Source organism: Nostoc sp., from assembly GCF_036917395.1.
Lineage (GTDB): Bacteria > Cyanobacteriota > Cyanobacteriia > Cyanobacteriales > Nostocaceae > Nostoc.
The window spans coordinates 42,082-59,316 of the sequence record NZ_JBALDI010000060.1 but is presented as its reverse complement, the minus strand read 5'-3'; the positions used below and the strand labels follow the sequence as shown (position 1 = coordinate 59,316).

Below are 17,235 nucleotides of genomic sequence, written 5' to 3'. Positions count from 1 at the left end.
GAACCGCCGTGATTGATGTGGGAGGATTTTAAAGATTAAGCAACTGGATAGCCAGCAGCAGCCAACGCTTCCTTAATTGCTGTTTCTGATGCTTGAGTTTCTACACTGACAAGCTTGGTTGTAGGATCAGCCTGAATGCTGGCGTTGGCATCGACTGCCTGAAGTGCTTTGGTGATGGTGCCTGCACAAGCAGAACAAGCCATATTGGGAACTGTGAGTTGGAGAGTCATAGATTTACGGGATAAAATGAACAACCTAGCCAGATCAAACTAGATAACTGAGGGACAACCATCAACAGTCAGAAATAACTGCAAACAAAGTCGCCTTGAATTCATCCTAGACTCTCTAGCCGGCTGGAGAGTCTAGAGAATTTTAAAAGTTTTTAGCTAAACTTCAAATTTCTTTACAGACGTAGTATATAAATCGCTAAAAATACAAAATACTACAAAACACTTGTCTTCCGATGCAAGTCTGTGTTATTAAGGCTATATAACCTGTTGTTTTCCCACAGTTCTGGAAAATGACCCTCCGCACCACTTGAGACGCGGCTGCTGAACCCAAGTCTCCTCATCTCTTCACAACAAAGAGTCTTTTTTAAGGCTCTATTTGGAGTTTTCATGCAGCCAAAAAATCTGAAACGTCTCCTGCGTGCTTTAGAGCGGCAGGGTTTGGATGTAAGTTACAACAATCGCATTTATTCTGTCCGTTTAGTTAATTCTCCTGATGTCCCTGTAGCAGAAGTGCTACTGCCAGAAGATTTCCCCGTAGAAGCTAAGGCACTTAAGCAGTTAGCGAATTTGGCAAGCGTTCGCCACCCGTCCGGTGGATGCGTTTGTCGTGCCTGTGCTACGCCTGACTTTCACCCAGGTGATGCGGGTGTTGCCATTGGTTCAGTTGTGGAAACTGTGGGTCAGATCATCCCTGGCGCTGTCGGTTCTGATATTAACTGTGGGATGCGCCTGCATGTTGTTGATTTGACAATCGAGGAATTTCTGGCAAAACGTGACCAATTCGTAGAACGGATGAAGGGGGATTACTTCTTCGGTACACGTGATGTGACGATGACTGCTGACGCAATGCGATCGCTATTTCAGTACGGAGTTCCCGGTTGGCTGGATGCCATGCTAGAGCAGCCTACGGGGAGTGTAGTCAAGTCTGATTTGCAACAACTTGCCCAAGAGAGTGATCGCATCTTCTTAGGTGGTTCAATGGATGGTGACTGGAAACTTGCGCCTGAAGAATTGGTTCCCGATGCTGGACTAGTACGCGATGGCGGACTAGCAACCATTGGCGGCGGCAACCATTTTGTAGAAGTGCAACGGGTTGATAAAGTCGAAAATCGCCCACTTGCCCACGCCTGGGGAGTGCGCGAGGGACAGCTAGCTTTTATGATTCACTCTGGTTCTCGAAACGTGGGTAAATATATTGGGGGAATATGGCGAGATAAAGCTAAGGCGATTTGGCAAAAAGGTCTAAAGTACCCTGATTCGCAGATTTTTCCTCTCTCTACCCATTCTCACCCCGAACTAGTCGCTAGTTACCTGCAAGCTGAGGCCACTGCTGCTAACTATGCCTTTGTGAATCGCCTGCTATTAGCGGAACTGCTACGTCTGCGTTTACGGGAAGTATACAAAGATGTGGAAGCACCTCTAATTTATGACTTGCCGCATAATATAACCTTGCCAGAAGGTCAGGGATGGGTAACACGCAAGGGCGCAAGTCCAGCCCATGTAGGGCAACCAGTGATTATCCCTGGTTCAATGGGTGCTTATTCTTATCTGATGGTGGGTAGAGGCAATCCAGCATTTTGTAATTCGGCCTCACATGGGGCGGGAAGAATTTATTCTCGCTTTGACCTCAACCGCAAAGGTGCATCTCAGAGTGAAGCAGAACTGGGATTAACTGGAATAGACTGCATCACTTTGCGTGAAGAACGCCGAATTGAAGAAGCACCCGTCGCCTACAAACCGATTCAGTCTGTGATTGATGTACAGGTTGAGGCAGAAATGGTGGACGTTGTGGCGCGATTAAGTCCAGTGTTGACGTTTAAGGCGTAAAAGATTGTGAATTAGTCAAAGGCAATGAATTATTGCAGCTAGATTTGTCTAAATGCAGTTCCAGAGTTTATTGCCATCTGATTGAACGATAAAGTGTAATTAGGGCAGTAAAAGAAATCAGCTTTTACAACCCTATCTCTTCAAATAAGGAACAGCAATTTTTATGCAGATGCTCGATATAAACACAGCTAGCCTTCCTCTATCTGTAGTTCGCATTGAAGTAGAACAACTCTTTGGTAAGTATACATATACTTTGGCAAAAAAAGATAATAATCCTCACTGGGAATGAAATCAAGAATTCTTACAATTCAGAGATTCTTGCAAGGAGCTTATTGGCATCTATTGATGCTGAAAAGTTAGCTCAAGAAGAGTCTATTTACAGATCATCGTGCTAGAGGATGTGTATAAATAATTTCAAAATCTGGTATTGCATCACTATAATCTTGCGAGCGCTAATAAGTAGATAGGCATAAACAAACAATACTTTGTAGTCAGCGCTGAAAATCTTTACCCTGAGTACTAAAGTACTGACTACGAAGCAGAGTTCGTATTTTATGTTTAAGAGGAATTAGAGGCTATAATCCACGGCGGGCTTGGGAGAAGATAGGGTATTGACTCCGCTTTTGAGCTTTGTCAGGATTAGCAGTTTAGTATAGAAATCTGTGGTGAAGCAGAAAAACTTAAGTGTTTTTAGGTAGTTGCACAGTGAACAGACTACCTTTACCTAGTTCAGAGGTGACTTGGATAGTTCCTGCGTGCCCTTCTACAATCCGGTGGGATAGATGTAGTCCTAAGCCGCTACCTGAACGTTTATGTTTACCTTGGCGAAATCGCTGGAAAATTGTTGCCTGATCTTCTGGTACAATCCCATATCCTGTATCTTGGATCTCAATTGTTACCGAATCTGGATTGACTGGATTAGGTGATTTTTCAAAAATGCGGATTGTTATGCCTCCTGTATCTGTAAATTTGATCGCATTTGCGATCAGATTGTTTAGCACCCGGCGTAGTTCCAAGCGATCGCCCATAATAACACCAGCATTTTTTCCCTGTGAGTCTAATTCACGGGTGTCTATTTCCAGAGTCAAACCTTTTTCACTAGTTAGAGGACTTAGTTCGCTTACTACTTCTTGAGATATCTCACGTAAATCGCATACTTCCCAATTCAACGTTTTTTTACCTGCCTCGAAGCGATAGACTTCTAGGAGGGTGTTCACCATTTCCATCAAATTTTGGTTACTGCGAATCATAACTGCGATCGCCTGTTTCATTTCCAGCGAAATTTTGCAGAATGTTTCCATCTCAAACAAATTCAACATGCGATCGGCGGCTACTAGGGGAGTTCGCAAATCATGAGTCAGACGCGAAACAAAGTCTTCCCGTTGGCGGGCCATTTTTTGTTGTTCATCCAGACTATGCTTGAGACGCAATAGCGATCGCACCCTTGCCAGTAGTTCATCCGTATCAAATGGTTTACGAATAAAGTCGTCAGCACCAGCATCCAAACCTTCGACAACGCTAGATTCGTGAAAGGCAGTAATTAACAGAATTGGAATATAACTAATTGCTGGGTTATTCCGAATCCGACGTGTGACTTCATAACCATCGATTCCCGGCATCATCACATCTAACAGAATTAGATCGGGTGGAGATTGTTCAACTTGCCGCAAAGCCTTTATTCCATCTGAAACCAAATCAATTTCATAGCCCTCACTTTCTAAAATTGCTTGAACCAAAATGAGATTATCTAGAGTATCATCAACTGCGAGGATACGAGAAATTTTATTATTTTCAACTACAGACATAACTTATCAACTTTTATCAGTTTTTTTGAAAGTAATTTATAGTTTAAATTTAGGATATCCTATTGCTGCTTACCTGATTTGAGAAGATGAATTATGCGGATTTTTAGTAGAGCTATAAATCTCGTCGCCATCTAACTGTATAGCTGGAGCATCAGCTGCTTCAGTGAATAATCTAATTTGACGCGGCAATTCAATTTTAAACATTGAACCGATGCCTAATTTGCTCTCAAGAAAAATTTTGCCGCCCATCATTCGCACCAGCGAATCTATAATTGCCAAACCCAGACCTGTACCTGGATATTTGCGAGTGATAGTTTGATCGACTTGCCGAAATGCTTCAAAAATCCGTTTAAAATCTCTGGGTGCTATGCCAATACCTGTATCCCGAACAACAATTGTCACTCGACTTGCAGGTAGTTCCTTAACCTCAACCCAAATTTGCCCAGACTCTGTGAACTTAATAGCGTTGGAGAGCAGGTTAATTAAAATCTGTTTGATCCGAACCGGATCATTAAATACCAAAGTATTTTGCAAATCGGTTTGTACTAACAATGATAGATTTTTGGCATCAGCAAGGGAACGCATTTCACCTACAGCGAGATTTATTACCTTTGATACATCAAATATTTCCGCCTTTAAGTCTAATCGTCCTACCTCCAACTTGGAAAAATCAAGAACTTCATTGACTAGCATCAGTAAATGCTTGCCATTATTCAAGATCCGCTCAACCATATCTGCTTGCTGGTGCGTTAGTTGACCGAACTTAGAACGGAACAGTATTTGCGAAAAACCAATAATCGCATTCATCGGCGTTCTGAGTTCGTGGGACATAGTTGCCAAAAAATGTGATTTTAGTTGTGATACCTCCAATAGCTTGAAGTTTTGCATTTGAATCTGTTGCCGTTGTCTCTGCAATTCTTGGTTTTTACGAATGAGTTGTTCATGACTTTCTCTGAGCTGCTGGTTTACCAAAGCTGCCTGCGTTTCAGCCCAATAAATCCGAATCGCACTCCGCAAAACCTGTGCCAACATTTCTGGAGATATTTTATACTTAGATAGATAGTCTGTAGCACCAGCTTTGATTAATTGCACAGCAATTTGTTCATCTCCTTGAGCAGTTAGGACTACTAAAGGAACTTTAATTTCCGAAGAACGTAGCTGTTGAATAAAGGTTAGTCCATGCTGATCTGGTAAGCGATAGTCGAAGAAAACACAATCATAGGCAGTAGTGCTTAAGGCAGAAAACGCATCATTGCCATCGCTTACTTCAAACAGTTCCATTTGAACACCTGCTTTAGTCAGCGCATCACGGACTGCCATCCGGTCAACTTCGTTATCGTCTACAACCAAAATTTTCAGCGTCTGTTTCATCAGTTTTTCTTTTTGCCGCCAAACATAGGTTGATGTATAATGTTTCTTTTTTCAGATTATCCAACTAAAGAATATAAGATTTTCGGACATTTAAAATCTTTCACTTGATTAACTAAGGCATTTTGTATAATATCCAACACTTTTCTTTAGGTTTAATTCAGTCTGTTGTATTGTCAATCTGGTTAATTTACCCGAATATTGGAATAAAACTCCTAGTTAATAACTAATAACTTTAAAACAATTAGCAATTAATAAACTGAAAACTATTGCTCTGAAAACAATAGTATAAAGCTGATATAAAGTAAAATAAAATACTTTACTAAGCTTAAAACAATTGTAAATGAGTCAGCAAGCGACCGTCGTCACCCATTGGTCAGAGTTGCATACCATTTATCGTCTATCATAAGCCTGAGTAGTTTTACCCATCAGATTGCTTAAACCAGGTAGATAAGAAAGTACTGGCTATATTTATTTGTGAATCTGAAGTAATCCTACCCCTGGAATTTTGACAATTTTCTGAACGATCGCCAGTCCTGTGTTAGGATTTTTTTGGCGATCGCGGACTTCCACTGTTTGGAAAATTCCCCAGACTTTCTTGTGAACTTTGGGAAGAATAGCAAGTGCTTCCAAGCCTTTTAGGATTAAAAAGATTACTTGTCCACTTTGATTGCTCAAGGGTTTAACTTGTCAGCCGTAAGTCTCCCACCATATGCAGGCACGAGTGATTACCTTTGGTAGTTGTGCTTGAATTCCTTTTGAAATTGCCCACCAATGAGCCTGATAATTCAGGTCATATGAAAAAGAAGAGGGCGAAATCCTAGCCCCCCAGCCCCAACCCTTGTATGGTTGGGGGAAAATTCAAAGCCTCTCAAAAGTAGGAGAGAGGAATGGAAGTAAGGTTTTCCAGAAGTTGTGAAAAGTCAGAACTTCCATCTGTTATAATTTGTCCATTTTTGTCAGCTTTTTTTCAAAGCTTTATATAAGATAATAGTCATTAACTAATGAAAGATAGCAACTAACCAGATGGGTGTAAATAAATATAATATAGACTTTCATTGCGTTCGCCTCTGGTCTGGTAGAGAGGAAGGAAGCAATCGAAATGACCTATTGCGTTTAATTATGCTTACCTACTTAAAAGCTGAATTTTGAACAAACGGGGCAATTTTGCATTAATCTCAATATTTCATACTTTTTGTGTAAGTATCTATATATCTCCAGCTAGATATGTCCTCTATCTAAATACTAAAAAATAGGATGTTTCTTATTTCTATCGGTGGATGCAGGCTGGTTGAAAAATCATCTATCTTTAGTTTGGGAAAATAGATAGGTAGCGCTTATAAAAGGTAATACTTTGAAAGATTGCAAACAGCGTAAGAGTATGTGTAGCTATGAATGAAATTAGTATTATTTTAATTGAAGATCACGACTTAACGCGAATGGGGCTACGAGCGGCATTACAATCTCACAGCGCATTGAAAGTAATTGGCGAAGCGGCAAATGCTACCCAAGGATTAAAACTTTTAGAAACGGCAAAGCCAGATGTAGCTGTTGTAGATATCGGCTTGCCTGACATGGATGGCATCGAACTCACCCGTAAATTCAAACGCTACCAAGCTGAAACTGGGCAAGGCACAACGAAGATTCTGATCCTGACAATGGATCATACAGAGGATGCTGTACTTGCAGCTTTCGCAGCGGGTGCTGATTCTTATTATATGAAAGAAACAAGTATCAGTAAATTAACGGAGGCAATCCAAGCAACTCACGGCGGTAACTCTTGGATTGATCCGGCAATAGCCAACGTGGTATTGCGGAAGATGCGGCAAGGTATTCCTGGAGAGAGCCAAAACTCTGACAAGCCCAAGACTGTAAAAATTGAGGCGCTGGCGTCAGAATATGAGCAAGTTTTGGAAACATACCCTCTGACTCAACGTGAACTGGAAATCCTAGAGTTGATTGTAGCTGGGTGTAGCAATGGGCAAATTGCCGAGAAACTTTATATTACAGTTGGTACTGTGAAAACCCATGTTCGTAATATTCTAAATAAATTATGTGCCGATGACCGTACCCAAGCTGCTGTTAGGGCCCTACGTTCTGGGTTGGTGGCGTAAGGTATGAGGGAGATGAGGGGATAAGGGGACAAGGGCAATAACCATGCCCAATGCCTCTTTAACTCAATCGTTCCTGTAAACATTCTGCAATGCGTAATGCGGCTCCCGGTTTACCCATGCGTCGTAGACCATTTTCGGCAATAATTTGCAAGATATCAGGATTTTTGAATAGGGACTGGACTATTTGGGCAACTTCTGCTGGCTGCTCGACTAAAATCAAAGATGAGCCTAAATGACGACTTTGAGCTTCAGCAAAGCCCGGGTTAAATTGGGGTCCATTACCCGGAATCGCGATCGCAGGTTTCCCTAAACCGATAAACTGTTCTGTAGCTGTACCTGCCATTGCGATCGCTAAATCTCCCAAATGCAGACAGTCATTATAGGCTTGTTCTGTTAGCAATAAATATGCATTCCTTTGTTTAAATGTCAAGACCTTTGGATCAGAGATTTTGAGAGGAGATGCCGATTGAGTGCGCCAGCCTTGGGATTGCACACTTTGGGATAAAATATTAGAGTCTAAACCAGGAGCGATCGCACCTAAAAACACTACTGTGCCAGAAGTATAGAACACTGAATCTCGCTCCTGGAAACTTGCCATCAACGCAGATACGGCAATCATAATTGTTTCCCAGTTAGTGTATGCCTCTGGTGGACGGGAACCAGGAAGAAGAGTCACCATTAAAGGTCGAACTGTCTCTTGCTGTTGACTATTTTGACTATAAAATTGTTGGCGTGAAAAGGTCGGTTGCAGACCATCCATCATCGGATTACCCAAATTAAAAGCTGGAATTGGCCATTGTTTTAATGTTTCCGTCGTCAGTGCATCTCTAGGGAACACTGCTTTACAACGGCGACGACTCATTAACCAACGTTCCCAAGGATGGTAAACTGAACCAGAAAAGTTTTCCCAATGTGCATCTTTGGATTTGCGTGGTAATAATCCAGCTTCATCCCGCACATAATATTCAGATTTCGCCGTACCCACAAAAGCATAATTAGCGCCACTGAAAGTTGCAAACAATAGCGGGACAATATCTCCCACAGCTAAAATTGCTCTTTTATTACCTAATTTTTTTTGAGAACTCACCCAACGACGGACAGCTTTAATCTGGCTGAGGGTAAGTTGCAATAAACCACCGCGTACATCCCGCACTAATTGGCGACCATCCATATAAATAAAGCCGCCAGAAGGCATAGTGCGGACTGAACCGATCAGAGGGATATTCAATTGTTGATAAGCACGTCCTTCGCCCACCAGAGATAAAGCAAATATCTCTGGTGGGTTTGATTGTCGTTGGAGTTCTTGCAAAATCTGAACTGCAATTATATCTTCCCCATGACCATTACTTAATACAAGTAACCGCAAAGGAGAAGTTGCAGCTTGGGAGTTAGAGGCTAGGGATAAGCGAGATACATTACTCATAAGAAACAAAACATCAATATTAACAGTCTGTTTGGGTAAGAGGTATAGATAGGAAAATCGGCGAAGAAGCTGGAAGTTAGTATTATCCCTATTTCTTTACTTCCCTACAACTAACACCAATTTTGCATATAGCAGTCCTAAATCATTTGTGAAAGTTATATATCTCTTTCTTCTTTCTTCCCTTTGTGTCCTACCCTTCGGGAAGCCACTTTGTGTCTATGCGTTCTTGGCGGTTCGTTTCCTTATCTATATTTTTCACGACTCATTTAGGATTGCTATAGGTAGTATTGTTTAAAATTCCTGGAATAGCCTTTTGTTCAAGACTTTTAATCTAAAATCCAAAATCGTTCGACTGAGCGAAGCAGGCAGACTTGTAAATCATAGAAGCGATCGCTTTTAATGTGGCTAAAGCCGAATCAGTGAGTTGCTCTTTAGGCGTTGTAGCAAGTAAGATGTCGAATCAAGTTTCCTGCTTGACATCACAGACGTGGAAGACAACTTGAGTCTGTTTTTCCTTCAGGATTTCTCGACTCCCGCGTTATCCTATGAAAAAGATAAAACTGTTGTGATCGTGGGGAGGTTTTTCCCGCTTAGGGAGTTCCAACAACTAAATCATCCTGTAGGATAGACAGGCAATAACCCTGCCCTATATAAAATATGGGAAAATTTTTTGGTAATCCCTCAAGACTCAGGACTCGCTGGTTATCTGCTCACTCAAGACTCAGGATTTTCTATGTTAGCAGGCACAATTTTACAGGATGGAAAATATACCCTAATTCAAGAAATAGGGCGGGGTGGCTTTGGCATTACATTTAAAGCTACTCATCGCTACTTGGGTCAGGAGGTGGTGATGAAAACCATCAATGAACGGCTGCGACAACATCCTGATTTCGCCAAATTTGAGCGCCAATTCCAAGATGAAGCCAGACGATTAGCTACGTGTATCCACCCAAATATAGTTCGAGTCAGTGACTTTTTTGTTGAAGCTGGACTGCCTTACATGGTGATGGAATACATTCCTGGGGAAACCTTGACAGACGCATTTGTATTACCAGGGATACCTTTGCCAGAAGCCACAGCAATTCATTACATCCGGCAAATTGGGGCAGCTTTGCAGGTAGTACACAATAACGGTTTGCTGCACCGAGATGTCAAACCAGATAATATCATCCAACGTCTTGGAACGCAGGAAGTAGTGCTGATTGATTTTGGCATTGCCAGGGAATTTAATGGCAGTGTCAGGCAGACTCACACGGGTATGGTTTCTGAGGGCTATTCTCCAATTGAGCAGTACCTAACGCAAGCGCCGCGCACACCCGCCACAGATGTTTATGGTTTAGCCGCAACCTTATATACCCTGTTGACTGCTCAAGTTCCTATGCCAGCATTATTGCGCGATCGCGAGCAAATGCCTTCCCCCCGCGAACTGCAACCACATTTGAGTGCTGCTGTCAATCAGGCAGTAATGCGCGGTATGGCAGTGGAGTCTCGTTTTCGGCCAGCGACAGTTGCTGAGTGGTTACAACTGCTATCTGGAGATGGGGCGAATATGACACCGGAAGCGTTAGCCACTTACGCAGTGCCAACTGTCAATTTATCTGCCCAACAGGCAGCATTAATTGGGAAAACTACCCAAAATCGCCTTCATAGACCATCTGTGTTGATGCAGCCCCCCGCAGGCATCGCCAAGCAGACTGTAGTGGCAAAAAAACTGGGGTCATCTAAAATATTCATTGGTATAGGTGTAGCCTTGGTTGCCGCTACAGCAGGTTTTGGCATCACTAGAATCTTACCCAAATCTCAGCCGCAGCCAACAGTAAAACCGCTTTTTGAACAGCCTACTCAAAAGCCAGCCGCGAAAGTACCTAGCTTCGAGAATGGTGAACAGACTAACACCACCTCAAGAACCGAATCAGCACCTGTTTCTAATTCCAAGCAGCGGCGGCGTAATCGTCGTTCTTCCCCGCCAGAAACTCCCAGCAACCCTACAAGAGAATCACAACGGCGTGATTTGGAACAATCCGCACCTTTACCTCAGGTTTCACCTACACCCTCGCTAGTAGAGAAACTACGGGCGATCCGGTCATCTCGTAATGCTTCTCCAGCACCATTACCACAAAATAACTCACCTGTTTTTAAGCAAAATTCTGCCTCCCCTCAGCCTCTAAATCGATCACATCCTGTGGTTATACCAACAGCACCATCAACCGAATCCAAACAGTCAGATCCTTCTGGTGTAATAGTACCAACACAGGAAACGCCAAATTCACCGATTCCGAGTCAACCTCAAAATGACAAATTTCCGCAAAAATTGGGAGATGATAACAATTAAAAAGTTCTTTATTTGTATTTAATATTGCCTACAACAATTTCCCCCTTCTTATTAATTTTCACCGGATTTTTGGGAAAAGCTTGATTATTCAAATAACGCATAAGTCTTACAGTCTGAAAACGCTGATCAATATGAGGGATTCCCTGCCGATCCATCCGAACAGGAATAATTTTACTTGATACCAAATTTCCCGCTAGGTTGAGTTTAACTTCTAAAATCATTGAGTCACCCGTCTGGGCATTTGTAGATAAAGTCCGGTATCCCAGAAAGTTTCCTAAAGAATAGGCAATGATTTTTCCTTTATAGATTTCCATCGCTCTTGGAACGTGAGGGCCATGTCCAAGTACTAAGTCGGCTCCCGCATCAATCATGTTTCGAGCAAACTTGATCGAATTACCTCGATTTTCTCCATAAAAAAACTCTGTCTGATTCTTAACTTGTAGTGCCCCCGTTCCTTCGGCTCCAGCGTGCATCGATACTACTATAATATTGGCTTTCTTTTTGGCTTCTGCTACAAGTGCTTGGGCTACTCCTAAATTATGGATGGAATTATATGTTTCATAAGGAGAAAACCCGATCATTGCCACAGAGATATTGTTAGCTTCCAAATAGAGAATTTGATTTTTATGACCTAATGTTGCAATGCCCACAGCCTCAAGATTTTTCTTTGTATCTTTAAATCCTACTGGACCAAAGTCCATTGCATGGTTATTCGCCATATTAAACACATTAAAACCAGCTTCAGCAAATAGCTGGGCATATGCAGGTGGGGAGCGAAAGGCAAATACTTGTCCACGACTAATATCTTTGGCAGTGTAGGGATAATTAGTTAAGCTACTTTCAAAGTTACCAAATAAGATATCAGATCCTTGCAACTGAGTTCTCACTGACTTTGGTAATAATTGATCTCGAAAACGGGGTAATCTATAGTTAGGGAAATTAGTGCCGGGAATAATATCTCCAACGGCTTTGATGGTAATAGTGTCTGCAAAGGTTTGTTGTTTTGTTGTTGATGGCGTAACAGGGATAGGTAATGGAAATTGCACAGGCTCAGTAGGTGTAGTAGCAGCGTTTAATCGCTGTGATTGCCCAAGCCGGATAATGACTCCTATACTAATACCCAGATATAAACAGACGCTGATAAAACTAAATGAAAGCACTCTCCCCATGCTGTGATTTGCCATTGTTCACTCCTCACACGATGGCATTAGTTTATCCCAAAAAAACCCAAAGCTCTAATGCCTTAGAATTAATATCTGAGTTTGCAAAGGAATTAACTGAAGAATTACGCAATCGCCCAGAAGTGAAAGTCTGTTTTGGTGTAGATGAAAATATTAGCGCCCACGAATTAGTCAACAAAATTTTTCTAAATTTTTTGACTAAAACTTATAACCAAATTATTAAAAAATATGAAAGCAATCTGATTATTCAGCGCAATAATATTGAATAAATTAATATTTATAATAGTTCGGAATTTATAGAATATTTTAAATCTTGTGGCAATAATGAATATGATGTTGTTAGGACTTACGCAAGAACTCTCTGAAACTCTTATTCCTTTATGTCCTTTGCGACGGCAGTCGCTCATGGGGGAAACCTCCAAGACCGCGCTGCCTCCCCTTTGCGGTTCGTTTTATCATGATTTTGCGTAAGTCCTGGTTGTGTATACTTATGATTTAACTATAGTTACATAACTTAAACCAATTAAACCAGATAACTTCAAGCTTAAATAATTGAAATGCTTACAAAATAAAGAAAAACGGAGAGGGGGGGATTTGAACCCCCGTTGGGTTTCCCCAAAACGCATTTCGAGTGCGTCACCATCAACCACTCGGACACCTCTCCAGCTATTTATTTACAGATTTGAGTATCTATTGTATACTCAAATGCCATGAAGTAAGGGAAATTTTAACAGATTTCCTATACTACTATAACATTATCGCTTTTTTTGTGTAACGGAATGCTCCGGCAACGCCCAAGCCCAAGACATTTCTCATTATCGTGGTTGGCGCAATTACCCAGTGAGTCAATGACACCCAGACAAGATTATTATGGTGGTGTTGGCGCGGCGTCTTGTTGAGAAGGCCGATCCTCAGATTGAGGTCAATTTCTTACACCAACTAAAAATTACTCCACCCGATTGCTACGAACAAGTTTGCAAACGTTGGTCAGAATTTCAACCAATTCAAATACCCTAAAACTTACTTAATTCATCAATGCTGAAGTCAAAATCAATCAACATTCCTAAACCAACTCGCTATCAAAATGCGGCAATAGATTATTACATGGGAATCACAGATTCCTCCTATCTCCATTACGGCTATTGGGAACCACTACCTACTGCGGGTGAAGAATTGACTGTAACTCGCCTGCGTGCGGCGCAAGTTGCTTATGCAGCCAAGCTTTTGAGTTTTATTCCAGAGGACACAAAAACTGTGCTTGACGTAGGTTGTGGTATCGGTGGGAACGCAGCATATTTGTGTTCACGCGGTTTCACTGTTGAGGGATTAGCGCCCGATGTAATCCAACAAGAGAAGTTTATCAAGAATACCAACTCTCAAGTACCTTTCTACTTAACGAGATTTGAAGATTTTCAAACTTCACACTCCTACGACCTAGTTTTGTTCAGTGAAAGCAGCCAATATATTGCTGCTGACGATTTGGCTCAAGGTACAGCTCGTTTATTGAGTAGTGGTGGCTACCTATTGCTTGCGGATATGATGCGCTCTGATGCTGGATATCGAAAGGGCATTTTTTCTAATTGTCATGTCGTTAGCGAGCTTCAGGCGGAGTTGATAAAAGCTGGATTCAAGTTAATTAAGACTGAAGACATTTCCAGCCAAATTGCACCAACGATTGACTTGGGTGTTGATAACTTCCGGACTTTTGGGCTGACTACCATCAAATATATTGCAGATATTGTAGCGATCGCACTCCCACCATTACACGCGATCGGTCGTTTAGCGTTCAAACGCTGGCTGGAAAAGCCGATTGTCGAGGGGTTAGCAGCACGCACCATTTTTGATAAGCATCTCTGTTATGAAATTCAACTCTGGCAGTTAGCAATTGATCAGGTTAACTAAAAGGATGTTTGAAAAGTCCTAAAGTATACTACAAACCCTACTTCCATTCCTTTCTCTCACTCCTGAGAGGCTTTGAAACCCCTATTATATTGTAGGCAAGCAGGGTGGTTAGGTTTTAGAGTAGCAAAAATACTTTTTAAACAACCTCTAAGCTCGACTTTATCCATTTTTTTGAAACAGGAATTTTACTTTATGAAGTTTAACGATAACTAGTGACATGGAAAAAGTTTGTGCTAAAAAGCTAGGGTTTTTGCTGAATAAAGAAAAGTCAGATGCTCATTTTGGATAAAGTCGAGCTAAGATGACCTCTGAAACAAACACCCAACCTGTTGCAGATAAATCTCCTGTAGAATTTTTAGAACAGTTATAAAATGCTCAAAAGCCAATGAGCATTAGTCGTTTTGTAGTTTTCAGTTTCCATTTTTTAATTGGTTTCACTGCAAGTGCTTTTTTCATCCCTCTTGCCATGTATAAATCATTGCTAGCGAAATTAAAACCGTAATCATAATCTCTTAATATTTGTATAAATACATAGTTAATTGATGTAATACATGTATATTTTCTATATTCAACATTGTGCTTTTTTGTCATAATTTTTGTTTTTAATATTCTAGGTAATGTGTCATTAATCTCTCTTGACATGGGATATTTTAGGGATTACTATATCAATCAATCCGGATTTGATTAACTTCTTTGGAAAATCTCTGTAAATAAATCCAACACTATCCTCACAGCACTGCATGAAACTACGCTGGTTCTTATTGAGCCTTACAAGTATTCTTTTACTATCGTCCCCTGTAAAAGCTAATCCCAACACGAATCAAGTTGGCAACGTAAATGACTGGAGTGCAAATCAATATAATTTACAACTACCAAAACTTAAATTTATTCCTCCGGTTCCTCTAAGCGAACCTGTCAACCGAATAAATACTTCTAAATTCACTGGTTTAGTTCCTCTGGGACGCGAGATATCAGAATTAAAAACTCCTATTAAAGCATTAATGGAGCACTATAAATTCCTCACTCCCGGAATGTTTTTTATGGACTTACAAACTGGGGATTATTTTAGTTTTAATGGTGATAAAGCTTTTTCTGCCGCTAGCACAATTAAGTATCCTATTTTGATTGCATTGTTTCAGGAAGTAGATGCAGGGAGAATCAAACTAGGTGAAACTTTGGTGATGCGACGGAAACATGTCACTGGCGGTTCTGGAGATATGCAGTATCAACGAGTAGGAACTAAGCTTAGTCTCTTGCAAACTGCAACTAAGATGATGACTATTAGCGATAACACTGCTACAAATATGATTATTGACCGTTTAGGTGGTGTATCTAAATTAAATCAAAAGTTTCACGGTTGGGGATTGCAAAGTACTGTAATTCACAGTCTGCTAGGAGACTTTAAAGGAACTAATAAAACTAGTGCAAAAGACTTAGTACGACTGTCAGCTTTGATTACAAATAATCAGTTAATTTCGATGACAAGTCAATCCCAAGTTTTAGGTATTATGATTCGTTGTCACAATAGAACATTGCTCCCATCTGGCTTAGGTTATGGTGCAAATATTGCTCATAAAACAGGTACTCTGCGGTTTGTACTAGGCGATGCGGGTATCATTGAAACGCCATCAGGTAAGCGTTATTTAGCAGGAATTTTTGTCCGAAGACCGAATAATGACAATAGAGCTAGGGATTTTATTCGTCAAGTTTCTCAGGTGATGTATGGCTACTTCGAGCAGCCAAAAGTCAGTCATCTACCTTAATTAGTTATTGGGTATGAAGCATGATTAACACTTAATTTTTGAGCGAAACGTCTGAGTTTAATACTCACCGATAAAATTGAATCGCTTACACTAACAGCAATCCTGAAGACTGGCAATGTTCAAAGCTGTGATGCCGAATAGCCCATCATAGACATCGCTTCTTTAACTGCCAAGGTATTATGTAGTCGAATACCATGCAGCATACAGCTTGAGGTTTTGCATGAAAGTAGCAGTCTTCAGTACAAAAGTCTATGATCGGCATTTTTTGTCAGCTGCAAATTCTCTCACCCAACACGAATTAGTGTTTTTTGAACCTCGTTTAAATCGGGATACTGCTATCCTCGCCGCCGGATTTCCGACGGTTTGCGTATTTGTGCATGACCAAGTTGATGCCCCAACTTTAGAGCTTCTCGCCTCATGGGGAACTCGGGTGGTTGTCCTTCGCTGTGCAGGGTTTAACAATGTAGACTTACAAGCCGCAGCGGATTTAAGAATTACCGTTGTGCGTGTTCCCGCCTATTCACCCTATGGAGTAGCAGAACATGCTGTAGGATTGATTTTAAGCTTGAATCGCAAAATTCATCGTGCCTATAACCGTGTCCGAGAAGGCAATTTTTCCCTAGATGGACTGTTGGGATTTAATTTGCATGAGCGCACAGTGGGGATTATCGGCACCGGCAAAATTGGTCTGATTTTAGGACAGATTATGAAGGGGTTTGGCTGTAACCTACTCGCCTATGACGTTTATCACAATCCAGAATTGGAGGCGCTAGGTGGAAAGTATGTAGAACTACCTGAGCTATTTGCCAACTCCGATATTATCTCCCTGCATTGCCCCCTGATTCCCGAAACGCATCACTTGATTAACGCTGAGGCTATAAAACAGATTAAGTCAGGCGTGATGCTAATTAACACTAGCCGAGGAGCGCTGATTGATACCCAAGCAGTGATTGAGGGATTGAAGTCTGGTAAGATTGGCTATCTCGGTGTGGATGTCTACGAACAAGAATCAGAATTATTCTTTGAGGATTTGTCTGGCGAAATTATTCAAGATGATATTTTTCAACGTCTGACAACCTTCCCCAATGTACTTATTACCGGACATCAAGCCTTTTTTACAGTAGAAGCTCTCTACAATATTGCAGAAACAACTGTTGCTAATATTGCTGATCTTGAACAGGGTCGTCCTTGTGCAAATGAAATTCGCGCTCAACCTTCACTTTAAGTAATGCTTGGAGATCGATCGCTAATACCAAATGACTAGATAACGTTAAGGGAGCACATTCATCT

At 41.3% G+C, this 17,235-nt stretch carries 13 protein-coding genes and 1 tRNA gene; 7 read left to right on the top strand and 7 right to left on the bottom strand.

What is annotated here, in order from left to right:
* Positions 1-35 precede the first annotated feature (35 nt).
* Positions 36-230 carry a heavy-metal-associated domain-containing protein gene (locus tag V7K46_RS20965; protein ID WP_273764231.1) on the bottom strand — a complete coding sequence of 65 codons (195 nt, stop codon included), beginning with the start codon at positions 228-230 and terminating at the stop codon, positions 36-38.
* Positions 231-617: 387 nt separating this feature from the next.
* Here V7K46_RS20965 and V7K46_RS20960 point away from each other — a divergent pair, with 387 nt between their 5' ends.
* On the top strand, positions 618-2,057 hold the full coding sequence (locus V7K46_RS20960; RefSeq protein WP_335116439.1) for an RtcB family protein: 1,440 nt from the start codon (positions 618-620) through the stop codon (positions 2,055-2,057).
* A 680-nt stretch (positions 2,058-2,737) separates the two neighbouring features.
* On the opposite strand, the gene V7K46_RS20955 is transcribed toward V7K46_RS20960, so the two are convergent.
* The 3 genes from V7K46_RS20955 to V7K46_RS20945 form a co-directional block, all read right to left on the bottom strand.
* Positions 2,738-3,862 carry a hybrid sensor histidine kinase/response regulator gene (locus V7K46_RS20955; RefSeq protein WP_335116437.1) on the bottom strand — a complete coding sequence of 375 codons (1,125 nt, stop codon included), beginning with the start codon at positions 3,860-3,862 and terminating at the stop codon, positions 2,738-2,740.
* A gap of 69 nt (positions 3,863-3,931) precedes the next feature.
* Positions 3,932-5,233 carry an ATP-binding response regulator gene (locus tag V7K46_RS20950; protein ID WP_335116435.1) on the bottom strand — a complete coding sequence of 434 codons (1,302 nt, stop codon included), beginning with the start codon at positions 5,231-5,233 and terminating at the stop codon, positions 3,932-3,934.
* Positions 5,234-5,701: 468 nt separating this feature from the next.
* Positions 5,702-5,908 (bottom strand): hypothetical protein, encoded by a 207-nt coding sequence (locus V7K46_RS20945; RefSeq protein ID WP_335116433.1) that lies wholly within the window; start codon positions 5,906-5,908, stop codon positions 5,702-5,704.
* 713 nt (positions 5,909-6,621) lie between these two features.
* Here V7K46_RS20945 and V7K46_RS20940 point away from each other — a divergent pair.
* On the top strand, positions 6,622-7,344 hold the full coding sequence (locus V7K46_RS20940) for a response regulator transcription factor (RefSeq protein ID WP_273764237.1): 723 nt from the start codon (positions 6,622-6,624) through the stop codon (positions 7,342-7,344).
* 58 nt (positions 7,345-7,402) lie between these two features.
* Here the strand turns inward: V7K46_RS20940 and V7K46_RS20935 are convergent, their stop codons facing one another.
* On the bottom strand, positions 7,403-8,767 hold the full coding sequence (locus V7K46_RS20935; RefSeq protein WP_335116431.1) for a lipid-A-disaccharide synthase-related protein: 1,365 nt from the start codon (positions 8,765-8,767) through the stop codon (positions 7,403-7,405).
* A gap of 733 nt (positions 8,768-9,500) precedes the next feature.
* Between V7K46_RS20935 and V7K46_RS20930 the strand changes: the two genes are divergently transcribed.
* On the top strand, positions 9,501-11,099 hold the full coding sequence (locus tag V7K46_RS20930) for a serine/threonine-protein kinase (RefSeq protein ID WP_335116639.1): 1,599 nt from the start codon (positions 9,501-9,503) through the stop codon (positions 11,097-11,099).
* A gap of 8 nt (positions 11,100-11,107) precedes the next feature.
* Here V7K46_RS20930 and V7K46_RS20925 read toward each other — a convergent pair whose 3' ends face one another.
* A complete protein-coding gene (locus tag V7K46_RS20925; RefSeq protein WP_335116429.1) occupies positions 11,108-12,283 on the bottom strand; it encodes a CapA family protein in 1,176 nt (391 codons plus the stop codon).
* Here V7K46_RS20925 and V7K46_RS20920 point away from each other — a divergent pair.
* Positions 12,277-12,549, top strand: coding sequence for a hypothetical protein (locus V7K46_RS20920; RefSeq protein ID WP_335116427.1), 273 nt, complete (start codon positions 12,277-12,279; stop codon positions 12,547-12,549). The genes V7K46_RS20925 and V7K46_RS20920 overlap by 7 nt on opposite strands.
* A gap of 310 nt (positions 12,550-12,859) precedes the next feature.
* Here the strand turns inward: V7K46_RS20920 and V7K46_RS20915 are convergent.
* Positions 12,860-12,944 (bottom strand) — tRNA-Ser (locus tag V7K46_RS20915).
* A gap of 371 nt (positions 12,945-13,315) precedes the next feature.
* Here V7K46_RS20915 and V7K46_RS20910 point away from each other — a divergent pair.
* From V7K46_RS20910 to V7K46_RS20900, 3 genes are all read left to right on the top strand, one after another.
* Positions 13,316-14,182 carry a class I SAM-dependent methyltransferase gene (locus V7K46_RS20910; protein ID WP_335116425.1) on the top strand — a complete coding sequence of 289 codons (867 nt, stop codon included), beginning with the start codon at positions 13,316-13,318 and terminating at the stop codon, positions 14,180-14,182.
* Between the two features lie 740 nt (positions 14,183-14,922).
* Positions 14,923-15,945, top strand: a complete 1,023-nt coding sequence (locus V7K46_RS20905) for a serine hydrolase (protein ID WP_335116423.1) — start codon at positions 14,923-14,925, stop codon at positions 15,943-15,945.
* Between the two features lie 220 nt (positions 15,946-16,165).
* Positions 16,166-17,170: a 2-hydroxyacid dehydrogenase gene (locus V7K46_RS20900; RefSeq protein ID WP_335116421.1), complete on the top strand. Its 1,005-nt coding sequence runs from the start codon at positions 16,166-16,168 to the stop codon at positions 17,168-17,170.
* Positions 17,171-17,235: the final 65 nt, after the last annotated feature.

Coding starts and splice junctions, on each gene's coding strand:
- V7K46_RS20940 (WP_273764237.1), top strand. CDS start 6,622: ATGAATGAAATTAGTATTATTTTAATTGAAGATCACGACTTAACGCGA.
- V7K46_RS20950 (WP_335116435.1), bottom strand. CDS start 5,233: ATGAAACAGACGCTGAAAATTTTGGTTGTAGACGATAACGAAGTTGAC.
- V7K46_RS20925 (WP_335116429.1), bottom strand. CDS start 12,283: ATGGCAAATCACAGCATGGGGAGAGTGCTTTCATTTAGTTTTATCAGC.
- V7K46_RS20955 (WP_335116437.1), bottom strand. CDS start 3,862: ATGTCTGTAGTTGAAAATAATAAAATTTCTCGTATCCTCGCAGTTGAT.
- V7K46_RS20965 (WP_273764231.1), bottom strand. CDS start 230: ATGACTCTCCAACTCACAGTTCCCAATATGGCTTGTTCTGCTTGTGCA.
- V7K46_RS20910 (WP_335116425.1), top strand. CDS start 13,316: ATGCTGAAGTCAAAATCAATCAACATTCCTAAACCAACTCGCTATCAA.
- V7K46_RS20900 (WP_335116421.1), top strand. CDS start 16,166: ATGAAAGTAGCAGTCTTCAGTACAAAAGTCTATGATCGGCATTTTTTG.
- V7K46_RS20905 (WP_335116423.1), top strand. CDS start 14,923: ATGAAACTACGCTGGTTCTTATTGAGCCTTACAAGTATTCTTTTACTA.
- V7K46_RS20935 (WP_335116431.1), bottom strand. CDS start 8,767: ATGAGTAATGTATCTCGCTTATCCCTAGCCTCTAACTCCCAAGCTGCA.
- V7K46_RS20960 (WP_335116439.1), top strand. CDS start 618: ATGCAGCCAAAAAATCTGAAACGTCTCCTGCGTGCTTTAGAGCGGCAG.
- V7K46_RS20930 (WP_335116639.1), top strand. CDS start 9,501: ATGTTAGCAGGCACAATTTTACAGGATGGAAAATATACCCTAATTCAA.